The organism is Mucilaginibacter sp. P5_A4, from assembly GCF_056400605.1.
Map to the genome: position 1 here is coordinate 22701 of NZ_JBFUKX010000034.1, position 19558 is coordinate 42258.

Annotated in this window: 16 protein-coding genes; 1 reads left to right on the plus strand and 15 read right to left on the minus strand. The window is 43.4% G+C overall.

Going from position 1 to position 19558, the window contains the following annotated elements; genetic code table 11:
- Positions 1–44 precede the first annotated feature (44 nt).
- Positions 45–971, minus strand: a complete 927-nt coding sequence (locus AC1DQW_RS18605; protein WP_477455451.1) for a cobalamin-binding protein — start codon at positions 969–971, stop codon at positions 45–47.
- A 116-nt stretch (positions 972–1087) separates the two neighbouring features.
- Between AC1DQW_RS18605 and AC1DQW_RS18610 the strand changes: the two genes are divergently transcribed.
- Positions 1088–1711: a LysE family transporter gene (locus tag AC1DQW_RS18610; RefSeq protein ID WP_477455452.1), complete on the plus strand. Its 624-nt coding sequence runs from the start codon at positions 1088–1090 to the stop codon at positions 1709–1711.
- A gap of 228 nt (positions 1712–1939) precedes the next feature.
- Here the strand turns inward: AC1DQW_RS18610 and AC1DQW_RS18615 are convergent, their stop codons facing one another.
- The 14 genes from AC1DQW_RS18615 to mraZ all read right to left on the minus strand — a co-directional run bounded on the left by AC1DQW_RS18615 (position 1940) and on the right by mraZ (position 19305).
- Complete coding sequence (locus AC1DQW_RS18615) at positions 1940–3184, minus strand: aminotransferase class I/II-fold pyridoxal phosphate-dependent enzyme (protein ID WP_477455453.1); 1245 nt, start codon at positions 3182–3184, stop codon at positions 1940–1942.
- A gap of 248 nt (positions 3185–3432) precedes the next feature.
- A complete protein-coding gene (gene ftsZ / locus AC1DQW_RS18620; protein ID WP_477455454.1) occupies positions 3433–5034 on the minus strand; it encodes a cell division protein FtsZ in 1602 nt (533 codons plus the stop codon).
- 127 nt (positions 5035–5161) lie between these two features.
- Entirely contained in the window at positions 5162–6502 is a 1341-nt protein-coding gene (gene ftsA, locus AC1DQW_RS18625) for a cell division protein FtsA (RefSeq protein ID WP_477419920.1), read from the minus strand.
- Between the two features lies 1 nt (position 6503).
- Positions 6504–7364, minus strand: coding sequence for a cell division protein FtsQ/DivIB (locus AC1DQW_RS18630; RefSeq protein ID WP_477455455.1), 861 nt, complete (start codon positions 7362–7364; stop codon positions 6504–6506).
- The gene (murC, locus tag AC1DQW_RS18635) at positions 7357–8715 is read right to left on the minus strand and encodes a UDP-N-acetylmuramate--L-alanine ligase (protein ID WP_477455456.1); all 1359 of its coding nucleotides are present in this window, start codon (positions 8713–8715) and stop codon (positions 7357–7359) included. Before murC ends, AC1DQW_RS18630 begins: the two co-directional genes overlap by 8 nt.
- A gap of 53 nt (positions 8716–8768) precedes the next feature.
- Positions 8769–9872 carry an undecaprenyldiphospho-muramoylpentapeptide beta-N-acetylglucosaminyltransferase gene (gene murG, locus AC1DQW_RS18640; RefSeq protein WP_477403480.1) on the minus strand — a complete coding sequence of 368 codons (1104 nt, stop codon included), beginning with the start codon at positions 9870–9872 and terminating at the stop codon, positions 8769–8771.
- A gap of 96 nt (positions 9873–9968) precedes the next feature.
- Positions 9969–11114 carry an FtsW/RodA/SpoVE family cell cycle protein gene (locus AC1DQW_RS18645; protein ID WP_477455457.1) on the minus strand — a complete coding sequence of 382 codons (1146 nt, stop codon included), beginning with the start codon at positions 11112–11114 and terminating at the stop codon, positions 9969–9971.
- Between the two features lie 70 nt (positions 11115–11184).
- Positions 11185–12576, minus strand: a complete 1392-nt coding sequence (gene murD / locus AC1DQW_RS18650) for a UDP-N-acetylmuramoyl-L-alanine--D-glutamate ligase (protein ID WP_477455458.1) — start codon at positions 12574–12576, stop codon at positions 11185–11187.
- Between the two features lie 65 nt (positions 12577–12641).
- Complete coding sequence (gene mraY, locus AC1DQW_RS18655; protein ID WP_477403474.1) at positions 12642–13883, minus strand: phospho-N-acetylmuramoyl-pentapeptide-transferase; 1242 nt, start codon at positions 13881–13883, stop codon at positions 12642–12644.
- Between the two features lie 94 nt (positions 13884–13977).
- Positions 13978–15438 carry a UDP-N-acetylmuramoyl-L-alanyl-D-glutamate--2,6-diaminopimelate ligase gene (locus AC1DQW_RS18660; protein ID WP_477455459.1) on the minus strand — a complete coding sequence of 487 codons (1461 nt, stop codon included), beginning with the start codon at positions 15436–15438 and terminating at the stop codon, positions 13978–13980.
- Positions 15435–17546 carry a penicillin-binding protein gene (locus tag AC1DQW_RS18665; protein WP_477455460.1) on the minus strand — a complete coding sequence of 704 codons (2112 nt, stop codon included), beginning with the start codon at positions 17544–17546 and terminating at the stop codon, positions 15435–15437. The genes AC1DQW_RS18660 and AC1DQW_RS18665 overlap by 4 nt, the downstream gene beginning before the upstream one ends.
- Positions 17536–17949 carry an FtsL-like putative cell division protein gene (locus AC1DQW_RS18670; RefSeq protein ID WP_477403468.1) on the minus strand — a complete coding sequence of 138 codons (414 nt, stop codon included), beginning with the start codon at positions 17947–17949 and terminating at the stop codon, positions 17536–17538. The genes AC1DQW_RS18665 and AC1DQW_RS18670 overlap by 11 nt, the downstream gene beginning before the upstream one ends.
- A complete protein-coding gene (gene rsmH / locus AC1DQW_RS18675; RefSeq protein WP_477403466.1) occupies positions 17946–18848 on the minus strand; it encodes a 16S rRNA (cytosine(1402)-N(4))-methyltransferase RsmH in 903 nt (300 codons plus the stop codon). The genes AC1DQW_RS18670 and rsmH overlap by 4 nt, the downstream gene beginning before the upstream one ends.
- Positions 18841–19305, minus strand: a complete 465-nt coding sequence (gene mraZ / locus AC1DQW_RS18680; protein WP_477419912.1) for a division/cell wall cluster transcriptional repressor MraZ — start codon at positions 19303–19305, stop codon at positions 18841–18843. The genes rsmH and mraZ overlap by 8 nt, the downstream gene beginning before the upstream one ends.
- Positions 19306–19558 lie beyond the last annotated feature (253 nt).

Sequence of the window (19558 nt, forward strand, 5' to 3'; positions counted from 1 at the left end):
GAGATTAGAACGCTAAGTTAGGTAAGTACGATTGGCGGCAAACCTTACATGCCAAACTTTATCCATCCTTCGCCCTCGTAGCCAAAGGCAAATTGCTTAGGGCGGATGATCTCGGCCAGGATCTCGATAGAATCAACAATACGCGGACCAGGGCGGTTAAAGTATTGGTTGCCATCGGCAATGTATAACTGGTTATTTTTTACAGCTTTCATATCAGCAAAGCCGGGCAGCTGCATTAAAATATCTATTTCCTTTAAGGTACGCTCTATAGAAAAACCGCAGGGCATTACAACTATGATTTCGGGATTTTGCCCGCGAATATCGTCCCAGCTTACATAAGGTGAGTGCTCGCCCTCCTGGGCCAGGATAGGTGTACCACCGGCAATACTTACCAGGCCAGGCACCCAATTACCAGATACCATTATCGGATCGAGCCATTCGATACAGGCTACGGTTGGTTTGTTATCTGCAAATTTTAATTTGTGTTTGATGATATCCACCCGTTCGTTTAACAACTCCAGCAGATTGGCACCAGCCTGGGGCACATTCAAAGCGCTGGCTAAGGTGGCTATATCATTAAAAATATCTTCCAGGCTATTTGGCTGCAGGGAAATGATGCCGGCTTTTTTCTCCAGGTAATTATCTAAGGCAAGCATTACATCAGTTAGGGATACGGCACAAACTTCGCACCGATCCTGCGTAATCACTACATCGGGGGCCAGTTGCTTTATTTGTTCGCGCTTTACGGTGTATACCGATAAGGCATCAGCAATAATTTCCTTTACTTTCACATCAATATCCGCGCTGCTTAAACCATCAGGAAAATTTGCCTCGGTACAAACCGGTAATTGTTTTACCGATTCGGGATAGTCGCACTCATGCGAACGCCCCACGAGGTTATCCTGGAGCCCCAGGGCACATACTATTTCGGTAGCAGATGGTAGTAAGGAAATTATTTTATCAGCTGGCATGGTGACGCAAATGTACGGAAGATTGATTTGAAGATTTGAAAATTAAAAAAGAAAGGCGCCCCATTTTCAAATCATCACATCTTCAAATTTCAAATTAACAACATATCTTTGCCGCAATGATATTTCTTACCTTTTTCATCGGGCTAATAGCCAACTTTATTGGTTACATACCTCCCGGCAACATCAACCTTACACTTGTACAGATCACTATAAACCGCGGCGTAAAAGAAGCATTGCGCTTTATCATCGCTTTTTCGTGTGTAGAGTTTTTCTTTACGTATTTTATTATGCATGCCGCCAGGTGGCTTTCGGGCCAAATGCACCTGGCTGTTGTTATTGATTGGGTAATGGTTATACTTTTTGGCGTATTAGGCGCTACTACCTGGATCCACCGGAATAAACCACCCCAAACCAGTTATTCTGAACATGCCAGCATCAAATATGGTATCGTGCTTGGTTTTTTAAACCCTATGCAGATACCTTTCTGGATGGTGACAGGTACATACCTCATTACCCACGAATGGATCCTCGACGGCAGATTAGCCTTAGTGATATTTAGCGTTGGTTCTGCAGCGGGTTCTTTTTTATGCTTGTTTTTGTATGCGGAGTTTGCCAGGTATATACAAAGTAAATTTGCCTTAAGTACCCGGTTAATAAATACCAGTATAGCAATTTTGTTTTTCTCCTTCGCTGCTTACCATGTTGTAAAGCAGGTATATTTATCGTTTTTTAAGCACTGAGCTTCAAATGTGCAGATATGCAGATTACAGATGTGCAGATGATTTTAACGTAATTCAAAAGTTAATAATTACAATTAGCTCAAACGAATACAATAACAAAGGGCCTCAAAAATTTGGGCCCTTTATTAATATACTGAGTATTATACAACAGGTCGGCAAAAATCAAATAATTTAAAATAAAAATACTTCAAATCTGCACATCTGAAATTTGAAATCTGCACATCTAAACTAGGCTATCGCCAGCTTATTTTCTTTGTAATATCCCGCTTTGAGTTTTTCGCCCATTTCGGTATAGGCATCAAGGGTGCGCTGTACATCGGCTAAGGTGTGGCTGGCGGTTGGTATCAGGCGCAGCAATATTAATCCTTTAGGGATAACCGGGTAGATTACTATTGAACAAAAAATACCGTAATTCTCGCGCAGGTCGCGGGTTAAGCTGGTGGCCTCGTAAAGGTCGCCCTCTAAAAATACAGGAGTAACCATAGTATTGGTAACACCCAGGTTAAAACCACGTTCTTTTAATCCGTTTTGCAGGGTCGACGAAATCTCCCACAGTTTTTCGCGTAGTTGTGGTTGTGAGGTTAGCAGCTCGAAACGTTTTTTTAATCCTAAAACCATCGGCATAGGTAACGCTTTAGCAAATGTTTGCGAACGCATGTTATACCGCAAAAAATGAACTATCTCTTCATCGGCAGCAACAAAAGCACCGATGCCTGCCATTGATTTGGCAAATGTGGCAAAGTATACATCTACCCCATCAATACAATCCTGCTCTTCGTGTGTACCGGCACCGGTTTTACCCATGGTGCCAAAACCATGCGCATCATCAACCAGTAAGCGGAAATTGAATTTCTTTTTTAATTCAATCACCTCTTTCAGCTTACCCTGCGCTCCCGACATACCAAAAACACCTTCGGTGATCAGCAGAATACCGCCGCCGGTTTGCTCGGTTAATTTTGTTGCGCGTTCCAGTTGCTTTTCGCAGCTTTCAATATCATTGTGCTGGTAAACAAAACGCTTACCCATATGCAGGCGCACACCATCAATGATACACGCATGCGATTCGGCATCGTAAACAATTACATCATTCCGGTCAACCAGTGAATCTATAATGGATACCATACCCTGGTAACCGTAGTTAAGTAAAAACGCGGCTTGCTTACCCACAAATTCGGCCAGGTTATTTTCCAGCTCTTCGTGGTGAATCGAGTTACCCGACATCATACGCGCGCCCATAGGGTAGGCCATACCATAGTCGGCAGCGGCTTTAGCATCAGCTTCCCTTACTTCGGGATGATTAGCTAAACCCAGGTAATTATTAAGGCTCCAAACCAAATGTTCCTTGCCATTGAACTGCATGTGCGGCCCAATTTCCCCTTCCAGTTTAGGAAATGAAAAATAACCATGTGACCATTTTTGGTGCTGCCCTAAAGGCCCACCTAAGCTTTTTGTTATTTTATCAAATAAATCCAAAATAATTTACCTTTAAATTAGTGAATAATTGCAAATATAGCCGTAAATACGGCTCATTCCAATAGCTATAACTTTTTAGAATAGGTTATAACCTTTACGGGAGCATCACGTAGTTAGTATCAAGTATCAAGATTTTTGCATTGCTGGAGGCTGATATTGTTAAAACTAAAAAAGCCGCTATAAAGTGTGTTTATACCTTTATAACGGCTTTCATATCTGTCTTGATACCTGATACTAACTACTTGATACTAATCCGCGTTATCATGCAAAAACGAGTTGTTCTTACGGATCTCGGTGTTACCTTCGTTATCGGGCATCAGGCTAAACCTGGAGATCTGGCTTTCGTCAGACTGCGGGGTATCCTGCAGGGCTATTTCCTTTCGTTTATAGGCAGGTACATTTTCCAGCTCCTGGATGTTGCCTGTACGCAGTTTCATGCTCAGGTCTTTTAAGCGCATAATCCGCTCGCGCGATTTTTTTAGCTGCTCCTCTATAGATTCATTTGTTTTATGATCATCGGCGCCGGCGGCATGGGTCGGCTCTGGTTCTGGTACAGGCTCTGGTTTGCGTTCTTCCTTTACCGGGGCATATGATTCAGGCTCGGCCATTTTGAAGGTAAAACCAGCCGTATCCGCTTCGCTTTCTTCATCCTCGTGATCATCTTCGGCAAGATTATACTTCACTACAGATTCCTGTTTTTCTTCCGGGCGGGCAAATATGTCAAACAAACCGGTTTGCTTTGGCTCTTCTTTATGGTGTTTAATATAAGGCTCGGCAGTAGCATTGGCTTTAACCGGATTTATAAACTCATTAACAGGTTTTACCAAAGGCGCATTTTCCGGAACCAGCATCGATACTATCTTTTTGTTGCTGTGTTCTTTTTCACGCTCATCCTTAGTTTGGAAACCGGTTGCTATAATGGTTACCGATAGTTTATCTTCCAGGTTTTCGTCAACGCAATTACCCCATATCAGGTCGGCAGCCAAACCGGCTTCTTCCTGTATATAATCGGTAATAATACTTACCTCATCCATGGTAACTTCTTTAAGACCCGAACTGATATTAAGCAGGATATAACGTGCACCTTCTATCTCATTATCTTTCAATAAAGGGGATGATAAAGCGCCTTCAACCGCTTTCAGTGCGCGGCCTTCACCTTCGGCTGTGCAGCTGCCCATTATACACACACCGCTGTCTTTCATTACGGTGCGCACATCCTTAAAGTCAACGTTGATATAGCCTGGTAAGGTTATAATCTCGGCAATACCTTTAGCGGCTGTGGTTAATATGTCGTCGGCCTGGCCAAAAGCCGAGCTCATGGTTAGGTTGCCAAATATCTGGCGCAGCCTGTCGTTTGATATTACCAGGAACGAATCAACATATTTCCTTAACTCTTCCATCCCGGCATCGGCCTGCATTTTGCGGCGTTTACCTTCAAAAGAGAATGGCGTGGTTATAATACCCACTGTTAATATATCCATTTCGCGGGCCGCTTTAGCTATAATAGGGCTTGCACCGGTACCGGTACCACCACCCATACCAGCCGTAATGAACAGCATTTTGGTATTAACACCCAACATCTGTTTAATATCGTCGATATTTTCAATAGCTGAATTTTTTCCAACTTCGGGTATCGAGCCGGCTCCCATTCCTTCTGTAAGGCTGGCACCTAATTGCACCTTGTTTGGTATTGGGCTAAGCTCCAATGCCTGGGCATCGGTGTTGCAAATAATAAAGTCAACACCGGTAATTCCCTGCCGGTACATATGGTTCACCGCGTTACCACCGCCACCGCCAACACCAATTACCTTGATGATTGACGATTTTTCTTTTAACATCTCAAACTGCATAATCTTCGTTTTCAGCTATATGTGATTCAACCAATATTTAGATTTTACCATCGTAATAATAGGACTTTTTCAACAAGAGTTTTCCACAAATGTCTACAATGTGGAAAAACTTAACTATTGTGTATAATTATTTCAAAAAGTCCTCGTCGTTTATATCATCTTTAATAAATGTGATACTTTTTTTCAGTAACCTGTCAAACAAGCCGCCTTCTTTACCTTTAGTTTCAAACTTAGGCTTCAGCGCTTTTTCTGCAGGAATATCCACATTCATATATTCTGTTTTCTGTATCCCTTTTATCAGCAGGCCTATACCTGTTGCAAACGTTGGGCTTTGCAGCTCCTCGTATATGTTTTTAGGCAGCACTTCATTTTTGGCCAGGTGCTCTGTTGGGTACCCAACACGGCAATCCAAACCGGTAACAAACTCCACCAGCTGGCGTAAGTGTTTCAGTTGCGCGCCACCACCTGTTATTACAATACCGGCAATCAATTTTTTCTCGTAGCCAGATGATTTAATCTCGTAATACACATGCTCAACAATCTCTTCCATACGGGCCTGGATAACGTAGGCCAGGTTTTTAACGCTGATCTCCTTTGGTTCGCGGCCGCGTAAACCAGGTACACAAACTATCTCGTTCTCTTTATTCTCGTCTGCTAAAGCAGAACCGAACCTAACCTTCAGTTGCTCGGCAATGTTGCGCATTACCGAACAGCCTTCGCGAATATCCTCGGTAACGCTGTTACCACCAAAAGGAATCACCGCGGTATGGCGAATAATGCCTTCATGAAAAATAGCCACATCTGTGGTACCACCGCCAATATCAACCAATACCACACCTGCTTCTTTTTCCTCTTCGCTCAACACAGATTCAGAAGATGCCAGTGGCTCCAGTATCAGGTCCTGGCTATCCAGGTTGGCCTTGTTAACACATTTAACAATATTTTTAATTGCTGTAACCTGGCCCGATATAATATGGAAATTGGCCTCAAGCCTAACACCTGCCATACCAATAGGATCTTTAATGCCCGGCTCATTATCTACGGTAAATTCCTGTGGCAATACATGAATAATGTCTTCGCCCGGAGGCATTACCAGGTTGTACATATCCTCTATCAGTTTATCAATATCCTTGCGGCTGATCTCTGATTGCAGATCACGGCGGGTTATTAAACCACGGTGCTGTAAGCTTTTAATGTGCTGACCTGCTATACCCACAAACACTACCTTTATATCAACATTTGATTGCGCGCCTGCAATTTCAACCGCCTGGGTAATGCCCTGTACAGTTTTGTCTATGTTTGATACCATTCCACGGGTTACACCCGCAGATTCAGCTTTACCAATTCCTAATACCTCAATCTTTCCGTTCTTGCTCCTGCGACCAACGATGACGCATATTTTAGTAGTCCCGATATCCAATCCTACTACAATTGGTGAACTTTTTTCTTGTGTTGAGCTTTTGTCCATGTTACAATTTAATTTGAGAAGTCTCTTTTTTCATTCTTAGCGAATCCAGCTTAATTGCTTTTGCTTTTGCCGAATCTGCTTTTGTCATTTCGTTTTTTATACCAATTACCTGGTTGGTATACTTAATATTTATTTTGCTGTATTTGTCCCACCCTACCTGTGGCAGCACCTGCTTGTAAAATGCAACCAGATTTTTGAACTTTACATTTAATGAATCGGCATTACCTATCAGGATCCTTTGGCTGCCCACCCGTGGGATCAGCTCAATCTCGCGATCAGAATTTACATAGATCTGGGCTATCTGTGCATCCCATAACGAATCCTTACGAATAAAATCGGCTGTTTTATACAGATCCTTCGCCAGGTGTGTATGTAACGAGTCGACATGGTTGGTAAACAACTCCTCAATATACCCGTTAGCCACCAGTACCCTTGCAGTAAAATTTGATGAAAGCGGAATTTTTAAGCCATGCTGATCTATATAAAAATCCATATCATAGTGGTTCATCACCCGCAATATGGGTTGGCGCTGACTTACCTCAACTCTTAATATACCATCCATCTCGGTATAAACTTTGGCAAACTCGATAAATGGATTTGCCCTTAATTTATTTTCCAGTTCCTGAATATCTATGTTCTCCAGCTTTCGGCCTATTAGTGTATGGCTGCTTGTTTGCAAAATCTGGTCAACTTCCTGCTTATCTATAAAATACTGGCTACCCGGAATATTTACCTTTACAGCAGTACATACTACCGAAGCTTTTTTGGCTTCGATAAAACTCATAAGCACCACAAGCCCCCCCAGGCATATTACCCAGGCAGATCCTGTTAAAAGGCGCTTCCATATGAGTTTTCTATCCATGTTGAAGTATCTCATTTAAAGGGTGAACCAAAGTATCAATATCCCCAGCGCCTACTGTTATCAACAGTTCGGGTTTTTCATTTTCTACAGCATTCAATGCTTCCTCCTTGCTTAGCTTGCGCTTATTTGCCAGCTGCATTTTGTTCAACAGCATATCCGATGTTACCCCTTCAATAGGCAACTCCCGGGCCGGGTATATATCCAGCAATATAAGCTCATCAACCATATCCAGAACTTCGGCAAAGCCATCGGCAAAATCGCGTGTGCGGGTATATAGGTGTGGTTGAAAAATGGCAGTCAGCTTTTTATTGGGATATAATTTTTTTACTGATGATATGCAGGCCCTTAGTTCTTCGGGATGATGGGCATAATCGTCAATATAAATATGTTCCGGTGTTTTTACAATGTACTCAAACCTGCGCTTAACCCCCCTGAAAGATGCCAGCGCGCTTTTTATGGACCCGGCCGGAATATCAAGCCTTAAAACAGCCTCAATTGCAGCTACAGCATTCTCGATATTATGTGTACCTGCAATACCCATTTTAATACCGGGAATGTTTAAATCGGCGTTTACAAAATCAAAATAAAAATCGCCTCCTTCAATGCGGATATTTGCTGCATGGGCATCGGCGGTTACATCATCAATAGCATAAGTGTAGCCGGTATCTAAAGGCAAACCTTTTTTATGCACCAATGTACCACCTACCTTTATCTGCGAAGCAAACAGTTTAAATGAATCTGTTAAGTGCGCGTGATCGCCATAAATATCCAAATGATCAGCATCCATCGATGTGATAATGGCAACATCCGGGAACAGCGTTAAAAATGAGCGGTCGTACTCATCTGCCTCAACCACCATTACATTATTTTTACCATACAACACATTGCTTTGGTAGTTGGATGAGATGCCTCCCAAAAATGCTGAGCAATCATTACCCGATGCTTTAAGTAAATGCGCCACCATGGTTGAGGTGGTGGTTTTGCCATGTGTGCCCGCAACTGCAATAGTAAAGGAACTTTTACTTATTAATCCTAAAACCTGCGAGCGCTTAAACAGCTCGAATCCTTTATTTTTAAAATAGTTCAGTATGGTCGAATCCTTGGGGATAGCCGGTGTGTAAATTATAAGTGTATCACTACAAGGTTGCTGGAAACTCATCGGGATCCATTCGGCCTTGTCATCAAACACAACCTGGATACCTTCGTTATGCAGATCGTTGGTTAAATCCGTCGCCGTTTTATCATAACCGCAAACAATACAGCCTAAATGATGGAAATAGCGGGCCAGGCCGCTCATTCCGATGCCGCCGATGCCCACCAGGTAAACCCTTTGTATGTCGCGTAGTTCCATGTTAATGTTTTTAAAAAAGGTCCTCCTCTTTTTGGGAGAAGAGAACCATAATTTTAATTGTTATTTGTTAATTGTATAAGCTCTTTAGCTATCACCTCATCGGCATCCGGCATGGCCATTTTACCTATGTTAGTGCTTAGTTTCTTTTGCAGTTGTTTATCATTCAGCAACTCAAGGGCCCTGTCAACCAGTTTGGCTTCGGCATCTCTGTCGGCTACAAAAATGGCCGCGTCTTCCTGTACCAGTGCCAACGCATTTTTTGTCTGGTGATCTTCGGCTACATTTGGCGAAGGCACCAGGATCACGGGCTTTTTAACCATACACAACTCGGCAATTGTACCAGCCCCTGCCCTTGATATAATGATATCAGCAGCGGCATAAGCCAGGTCCATACGACTTAAAAACTCCGTTATTTTAACATCCGGATGATAATTATCCCCCAGTTTTTCGATGATCGTTTTGTAATAAAACTTACCGGTTTGCCAGATAATCTGTACATCTGCAGCTATCAGCTTATCCAAACCAGCCATGATACTATTATTCAAAGTACGCGCACCCAGGCTGCCCCCGGTTATCAGTATGGTTTTTTTAAACGTTGATAACTTAAACAACTCCAGCGCCTGCATGTGCTTGCCGGCAATGTTCACGGCATCTTTGCGGATAGGATTGCCTGTTTTGATGATTTTACCGGCAGGAAAAAACTGCTCCATATTATCAAAAGCAACACATATTTTTTTGGCACCTTTACCCAGCCATTTATTGGTAATACCTGCATAGGAGTTTTGCTCCTGTATCAGGTACGGTATTTTTTTCATTGATGCGGCATACAACAGCGGACCGGAGGCATAGCCCCCAACACCCACAGCAGCATCAGGTTTAAAATCCTTAATAATCTGCAGAGCCTTGCGTACACTGTTTACCAGTTTAACCGGGAACATTACGTTTTTCCAGATAGAATCGCGCTGAATCCCACGGATATCCAACCCAATGATCTTATATCCGGCCGCCGGAACTTTCTCCATTTCCATACGACCTAAAGCCCCCACAAACAAAATCTCGGTAGCCGGGTCTATCTTTTTTAAAGCATTGGCAATAGCAATAGCCGGGAAGATATGTCCTCCTGTTCCGCCACCACTGATGATAATTTTCTTTGCCATGTTTTTTAAACGCTAAACCCTAATTTCTAAATCCTAAATTGACCCCGCCATTTTCTCACTCACCACTCACCACTCACCACTCACCACCTAAGCCACCTAAGCCGTCCTTATCTCTCCTACTACTACCTTCTTCGGCTCTTCAATATCACGGCTTACCGATAGTATGATCCCAAACGCTATGCTTGTGAACAGTATAGACGTACCACCCATACTTACAAAGGGCAGCGGCACACCGGTTACCGGACCAAGGCCTACGGCTACAGCCATATTTGCGAATGCCTGGATGGCTAAACTAAAACTTAACCCACAAGCCAGTAAAGCCCCAAATGCCTTTGGCGCTTTTGTTACTATTTTAATGCACCTGTATAGTAAAAACAGGTATATACCTACCAGGGTAAAACCGCCAACTAAACCATACTCTTCTACTATGATGGCATAGATCTCATCCGAGTATGACTCGGGCAGGTAATTTCTTTCAGTACTGTTACCCGGGCCCTTACCAAAAATACCGCCGCTGGCAATGGCTATTTTGGCATGGTCGGCCTGGAATGATTTATCCGTCTTGGTTGAATCGGGATGTAGAAAAGTACTAACCCGCGAAACATAAGTATGCCTTCTGGGTCCTAAAAAAATAACACCTAATAATAATATAAACCCTGCCACGCATACTATAGCTATCTGTTTTATGCTGATACGGCCGATGATCAACAGCAAAATGCTTACGCCAAACAACATCAGCGCGGTTGATAAGTTAGCCAGTGCTATCAGTATAAACACCAAACACACCGAACCCATTATCGGCAAAAACGATTCCTTTACATCCTTGATATTTTCCTGCTTGCGGGATAACGTACGAGCTAAGTAAGTGATCAAAGCCAGTTTGGCTAAATCGGATGTCTGGAAGCTTAGACCTATCACCGGGATATTAATCCAGCGGCTTGCATTGTTAATATGGCTACCAAATACCAGGGTATACAGCAGCAACGGGATGGTAACAATCATCATAATTTTCGACAGACCAGCGTAGTAACGGTAATCCAGCTTGTGCGAGATATACATCAGCATTATACCACCTACTACCATTGCCAGGTGTTTCATTAATATCGACTCGACGCCGACACCCCGTTTATAAGCCAACGTGCCGGTTGAGCTATATACCGCCAACAAGGATATAACAGAAAGCAATATAACTATCAGCCATATCCACCGGTCGCCTTTTGTGTTTTCTAATATCCTATGCATTTTTTTATGATTCCACTGATTTAATTTGATCCCACCGATCCATTTTCAAACCTTCAAATACTCAAATTCATTATAGTTCCCTCACCGCTGCTTTAAACTGGTTTCCCCTGTCTTCATAATTTTTAAACAGATCGAAACTTGCGCATGCCGGTGATAACAGTACAGTATCGCCTTTGGAAGCCAGGTGGTACGCTACCTGGGCCGCTTCCTGTGCCGAAAACGTATTTACTATCACATGTACATCATCCTCAAATGCATCGTGAATGCGCTTGTTATCTTTACCTAAACACACTATCGATTTTACTTTGTGCTTAACCAGGTCTTTAAGCATACCGTAGTCGTTACCCTTATCAACTCCGCCTAATATCAGTACTACATCGCTGCTCATGCTTTCCAAAGCGTACCAGGTTGAGTTAACGTTGGTAGCCTTTGAATCGTTAATGAAACGGATACCAGAGATATTGGCAACAAACTCAAGCCTGTGTTCAATGGCCTTAAAGTTGCCCATGCTCTCCCTCATCGTTTCGTTGCGCAACTCCAGCACCCTGGCTACAATACCTGATGCCATGGAGTTGTAAATGTTGTGCTTACCCTGCAGGGCCAGTTCTTTAATTGACATTGTAAAATGTTCTTGATTTGTGTTTATGACAATATTGTCGTTTTCGAGATATGCTCCCGTTTCAATCTTTTTTTCAATGGAAAAAGGTAATAGCTGCGCCTCAAAATTCCTCCCGGCCATCCCTTTTATGGTTTCCGGGTCGTCGGCACAGTAAATAAAATAATCGGCAGCTGTTTGATTTTGCGTTACCCTAAATTTGGATGCAACGTAATTTTCCAGCTTATAATCATACCTGTCTAAATGATCGGGTGTGATATTGAGCAAAACCGCTATGTCTACTTTAAAATCAAACATATCATCAAGCATAAAGCTGCTCAGCTCAAGCACATATATATCAAACTTTTCGGTAGCCACCTGGTAAGCAAAGCTTTTACCTATGTTACCCGCCAGGCCAACATTTAAACCCGCATCTTTTAAAATGTGGTATGTTAAGCTGCTGGTGGTGGTTTTACCGTTAGATCCTGTAATACCAATGATCTTCGCGTTGCAATACCTGCCTGCAAATTCTATCTCCGACACTACAGGAATCCCTTTCTCTTTCAACTTTTTAATAATCGGAGCCTTATCCGGAATACCGGGACTTTTAATCACTTCAACCGCATTCAGGATCAGCTCTTCCGTATGTTGTTTTTCCTCGAAGCTGATTTTCCAGTCTTCCAGTTGTTTTTTGTATTTATCTGCAATAGCTCCAAAATCAGACACAAACACATCATACCCCTGCTGTTTGGCGAGGTATGCCGCCCCCACGCCACTTTCGCCGGCGCCAAGAACAACAAGGCGCACAGCCCCCCCCGCCCCCTGAAGGGGGTGCTTTTGATTGGGTATGTTGTTGTTCTGGTTCATTTTTTATTTTTTTAATTCTAATATCAACTTTACTTTTTGCTCCCCCTTTAGGGGGTTGGGGGGCTTTATCTCAATTTCAACGTTATTATCGTTATTATCGCCAGCAATATCCCGATGATCCAAAACCGGGTAACGATCTTGGCTTCATGGAAGCCCTTCTTTTGATAATGGTGGTGCAACGGCGCCATTAAAAACACCCTTCGTCCTTCTCCAAATTTCTTTTTGGTATACTTAAACCAGCCTACCTGCATAATAACCGATATATTCTCGACCAAAAACACGCCGCATAATACCGGCAACAATAATTCCTTACGAATCACGATAGCGAAAACAGCTATGATACCACCTATCGCGAGGCTACCTGTATCCCCCATAAACACCTGCGCCGGGTACGAGTTATACCATAAAAAACCTACGCAGGCCCCTACAAATGCCCCTGCAAAAATCACAAGCTCGCCCGAGTTGGGGATGAACATGATGTTAAGATAATCGGCTATCTCCACGTTACCGGATACATAGGCAAGTATAGCCAGCGTAATCCCGATGATGGCCGACGTTCCCGTCGCCAGGCCGTCAATACCATCGGTTATATTTGCCCCGTTGGAGATAAAGGTGATAATGATGATCACAAAAAACAGGAATACTACCAGTGCGTATTGCTCATAGTCGCTACCTATAAACTTAAGCACCTTGGCATAATCAAACTCGTTGTTTTTGTAAAAAGGCATAGTTGTTTTGGTCGACCGTACATCCTGGGTATAAACAGGTACATTACGCTTCAAATGAAAATCAACCGGAACATCAGCTTTCACTGGCAGCTTAACCTCCTGTCTTATCACAATGCTTGCATTAAAATACATCGTCCACCCGACAATAAGTGATAGCCCTACCTGGCCAATGATCTTGAACTTTCCGGCTAAACCTTCTTTGTTTTTTTTGAAAACCTTTATATAATCATCCAGGAAGCCGATAGCGCCAAGCCAAACCGTTGTGATGATCATCAGTATAACATACACATTACCCAACTTGGCAAACAATAATGTGGGCACCAAAATACCCAGCAAAATAATAAGCCCGCCCATTGTAGGTGTACCCGATTTTTGCATCTGGCCTTCCAGGCCAAGATTCCTTACTGTTTCGCCAACCTGTTTAAAACGCAGGTAATCAATTAACCGGCGACCGTAAACCGTGGTAACCAGCAGCGATGTTATAACAGCCAAAGCCGTACGGAACGTGATATACTGAAATACCCCGAATCCAGGAATGCTGTAGTTTTTATTTAAGTAAGTAAACAAATAATATAACATGCTCTTTTTTGATTACGCCGATTTTTTATATTGATTTCCCCGATTAAAGTGATTTCCTGGATCTTGCTAATTCTTTAATTCTGTAAATTCTGATTCAGACTAACAACTTAAATTGTTCCTCAAGTTCCTCCATATCATCAAAGTGATTTTTCACTCCGTTTATATCCTGGTATTTTTCGTGGCCTTTGCCGGCTACTAAAATGATATCGCCCGGTTGAGCCAGCATGCAGGCAGTTTTAATGGCCTCCCTCCTGTCAACAATACTCACGGTATGCCTTTTAAACGCAGGGTCAACGCCTTCAATCATATCTTTGATGATCTGAGCCGGATCTTCCGACCGCGGATTATCTGAAGTAAGGATCACCTTGTCGCTCCACTCGCTGGCTACACGTGCCATGATGGGGCGTTTGGCTTTATCCCTGTCGCCGCCGCAGCCTATTACGGTTATTACCTTTTCGTTACCCTTGCGGATATCATGAATGGTGCTCAATACATTTTGCACAGCATCGGGGGTATGGGCATAGTCAACTATACCTATTACTTTATTTGGCGCAACTATATATTCAAAGCGACCTTCGGCACCTGTTAATTTACTCAGGCTGGTAAGTACTTTGGCTTTATCCTGCTCTAACAGCATGGCAGTAGCATAAACGGCCAGCAGGTTGTAGGCGTTAAATGTACCTACCATTTTAAACCATACTTCTTCGTTATCTATCTGTAGCAACAGACCGCCAAACTGGTTTTCAAGCATACGGGCCTTGTAATCGGCCATGCTTTTTAAGCCATAGGCTTTTTTGTGGGCCGGCGTATTTTGCAGCATTACATTGCCGTTCTTATCATCGCTGTTGGTAAGGGCGAATGCGCTTTTTGGCAAACCGTCAAAAAATGTTTTTTTCGCCTTCAGGTAGCTATCAAAGGTTTTATGATAATCCAGGTGATCATGCGTAAGGTTGGTGAACACACCACCCGAAAATTGCAGGTTAGCTGTTCTATGCTGTGCAACTGCATGTGAGCTCACTTCCATAAAGCAATAATCGCAGCCCTGTGCCACCATCTCTTCCAGCAAGCGGTTAATCTCGACAGGATCGGGTGTGGTATGGGTTGATGGGATCACCTGGCCGTTAATTTGGTTTTCGACGGTTGATAATAAGCCGCATTTATAACCCAGATCGCGAAACAGCTGATATAATAAAGTTGCTATAGTGGTTTTGCCATTAGTGCCGGTAATACCTACCAGTTTTAATTGTGCCGATGGATTATCATAAAAATTGGCCGCAACCAGGCTTAAGGCTTTACCAGAATCGGCAACCATTAAAAAATCAACTTCACCCGCTGTATGGGCAGGCAGATCTTCACATATAACGGCGACAGCGCCTTTTTTAATAGCTTGCTGAATATAATCGTGCCCGTCAACCAATGTCCCTTTTACGGCAACAAACAACGATCCCGGAATTACCTGCCGCGAATCAAAAGTTACCGAAGTAATTTCCACATCCGCACTACCCTGCAGTTCTGTAAAGGCTAATCCATCCAATAAATCACTTAAATATTTCATTGAAGCTCAATTGTTATGCGTGATCCCTTTGGTATTAAGCTGCCGCCCGTAACTGATTGTGTGGTTACCATGCCGCTGCCGCGTACCGTTACTTTATAACCTGCATTGCCCAAAACATACAAGGCATCGCTAAGGCCCATTCCTGTAACGCCTGGAACAGTACCTTCCTTATATCTTACTTCCTCAAACGGAATACCATTGCTGGTATCAACCCCATTATTTACGGCATTTGCCGATGCGTAAAGTGGTTTTACACCCAATTTACTATACACATGTTTTAATGCTTTTAAATTACCCTGTTTTACTTTCGGCAATGATGTATTGCCAACAAAACGTACGGGCGTTGGCTGGTTTATCTCCATATCGTTGGCGTAAACCATATCGGCAACCTGCCTAAAAACCGGGCCGGCAACTTTTGCCGCCAGGTAAGCACCTCTTGTAGGGTTATTAATTACCACTATCATGGAGTATTTAGGATGATCGGCAGGAAAATACCCGCAAAAGGATGCCTGGTATTTTTTCATTTTATAACCCTTTATACCATCGGCTACCTGCGCGGTACCTGTTTTACCGGCCACACTATATAGTTTGTTTTTGATCACATTTTTGCCGGTACCATTAAGCACAACCCCCTCAAGCATACCCCTTACCTTACCCAAAGTAACATCCGAGCATACTTTTTCATTAATAACCCTGGCGTTAAACCGCTCAATGGTATTGCCCATCCTGCGGATTTCCCGTACAAAAATGGGGGCTATCAATTTGCCGTTATTAGCCACCGAATTGTAGAAAGCGAGCATCTGCAGGGGTGTTAGGTTCATCTCGTACCCATAAGCCATTTCGGGCAGGGTATAATACTTGTTCCAGCTGCGGTTTGATGGATTTTTTATTACAGGCCTGCCTTCGCCGGGAATCTGCAATCCAAGCTTTTCATTTAAATGGTAGCTATACAGCTTATTGATAAACTGCCAGGGGTTATCTTTGTAATTACCATATACCAGTTTTGCAGCCGCCACGTTTGATGATTCCTCAAAAGCACGTTTAACACTCATTTCATAGTTATCATGCTCCGTATCCGTAATAGTTGGGCCCTTGGCAAATTTGTATCTCCCGCCTTCGGCATTTACAATGGTATTTGTATCCAGTTTATGCTGATCAAGCATGGTCATATATGATGCCAGCTTAAAGGTTGATCCCGGATCAATAGCATTGCTGATAGCGTAATTCATTTTTTCCTGGTACAAACCATCTTTTGACCGCGTAAAGTTGGCAATAGCACGCACTTCGCCGGTTGCTACTTCCATTAATACCACGCAACCATGATCGGCCGCGCTTGAATCCAGTTGCTTCAAAAGTGCAGCCTGGGCCATCTCCTGGAAGTTTACATTAATGGTCGATATAATATCAGCCCCGTCTTTTGCGGCTATCTCATCCTCATCATTATTTACAGGCATCCAGGTACCACCAGGAATACGCTGCATTAAACGCCTGCCGTTTTCACCATTGATAAATGAAGAATAAGCACCTTCAAGACCAACCGGATTTTTTACATTCTCGTTTTTATAGCCAATGGTACGGGCCGCTAATGAACGGAAGGGCAGGATGCGCTTATTCTGCTGTAAAACAATAAGGCAGTTTTTGGTTTTACGGCTTTTAAATATCGGGAACTCGCGAATTTTTTTTAATTCCTGGTAAGTTACCCGGCGTCTTAATAACTGGTAACGCGAGCCTTCCCGGCGGGCATCGCGTAGCACCCTTGAATATTCACGGGTTGTTCTGTCGCCATACATTTTGGATAGGTTTGCAGCCAGTACATCAACTTTATCATTAAAAACACTATCAGCAGCTATCCCCCCGGCCAGCATATCCATATGCAGCTCATACTCTGGTACCGACGTAGCCAGCAGGCTGCCATCTTCAGAAAAAATATTTCCGCGCGCTGCCTCAACATCTCTGAATTGTGCCGACATATTGACGGCCTTAGCCTTCCACTTTGCGCCCTGTACAAACTGTACCCGGCAAAGTTGTACAACAACCGCAAATGAAAAAAACACCACCAACCCAAAAGCGATGTATACCCGCAGTAGTATATTGGTTCTAATTTTCATCTTTATCCTCCTTCACTATTATCTTTTTTGGCGGCTCAACAGATTGCTTTATCCCTATGGTATCGGCACGTTTGGCCACTTCTGTTAATGTACTTTTAAAAGCCATTTCGGCTTTGGTGGTTTTAAAATCCCAGCCCCGCTCCTTTACCTCTTTGGTAAGATCATCAATATCACGTATAGTTTTTTCGGCCAGGTGCATGTTGCCAATGTATACCATACCCAAAAAAGCCAGGAACAGCACAAATGGCAACGCATTAGTAGCCTTCTCGCTGCTAATAAAGCGTTTGGTGAAAAACTGCGTAAAAAAGTTGTCAGGAATTTCCCTTCGGGTTCTTTCCTCCACAACCAGTTCTTCCGCTTCTTCTTCCTCTTCCGGAATTTCTGTACGCAAACGATTGGTCATCTTTTTACAGCTATCCTTAATTTAGCGCTCCGTGCCCTGTTATTGTTACTTATCTCATCTGCCGATGCTGTGATTGCTCCGCGGCTTACAGCATCAAGCGGTTTATTATTGTTACCGTATAAATCTTTCTCTACTTCGCCGCTGAACTTGCCTTTGGCGATAAAATTCTTTACCAGCCTGTCTTCCAGCGAATGGTAGCTCATTACTACCAGCCTGCCACCAACAGCCAATACCTCTGCACTTTGTACCAAAAATTCCTTCAAGGCTTCCAACTCCTGGTTAACCTCAATACGCAGGGCCTGGAAAACCTGGGCCAGGTATTTATTTTCTTTTCCCTTCGGGATGCGTGCACTTATCGCGTTCTTCAAATCGGCTATGGTTACGATCGGGGCGTTAAGCCTTGCGGTAACAATAGTTTCGGCCAGCGATTTTGCATTTTGGATCTCGCCATAAATCCCAAAAATGCGATGCAGCTCGGCGCCGGTATAATTATTTACAACATCCTTAGCCGTTAGGTCGCCTAACTGGTTCATGCGCATATCCAGCTCGGCGTCAAAGCGGATAGAAAAACCGCGTTCGGCCTGGTCAAACTGGTATGATGATACACCCAGATCAGCCAGGATCCCATTAACCGGGATGGCACCATGCAAACGGCAAAAGTTTTTTAAATACCTAAAATTCTGATCTATAAAAACAAATCGCTCATCTTCAATGGCATTTTGCTGCGCATCAGCATCCTGATCAAAAGCAAGCAAAGTGCCTCCGGGCCCCAAATGCTTCATAATCTCGCGCGAATGCCCGCCGCCGCCAAAAGTTACATCTACATAGGTGCCATCCTTTTTAATGTCAAGCCCTTCGATGCACTCCTGCAGCATTACCGGTGTATGGTACTCACTCATCTATCCTCCTTGCTTTACTACCCATTACCGCCTCTGCCAATTCGGCAAAATTATCTGGCTCGTTATTTATCATTTCGGTATGGGCAGCCTTATCCCAAACTTCAATTTTGTTTAATACACAGGTTAAAACCACGTCATTGCCTATACCCGCAAAATCAAGCAGCCCTTTTGGCAACAACACCCTGCCGGCTGCATCGGGCATTAAAGCCGTGGCGCCACCGGTGAAATAGCGTATAAAACGCAGGTTTTGTCGGTCGTATTCGTTAAGTTTGCTTAATTCGTCCAGTCTTTTATCCCATTCGGATTTTGTGTAAATAACAAGATACTTCTCCAGGCCGCGATTGATCATAAGGCCCTCGCCGTCAGCTTCAGGAAGCTGCTTTTTGAGGCCCGCAGGGATCATCATCCGCCCTTTGGCATCCAGTTTACATTCAAATTCTCCGGTTAAATGCGGCATTATCAGACTATGGCTTAATTTAATAGGTAAAAGTAGTTCTCTTTTACCACAAATTACCACTTTTTACCACCAAAAAGTTTTCAACATTTTTGGCGGGTTTTGGGCTATGCGCCTAAATGCAAAAACTCCGTTGGGCGTCGGGTTTAAAATCAGAATCAGGGTATTTAATGCGAGTTGGCTCAACAAATGAATATGCTTAGTTCTGCATATAAATACCCTGGCAAGCCATTCCCACCACAGCATCACGCGATAG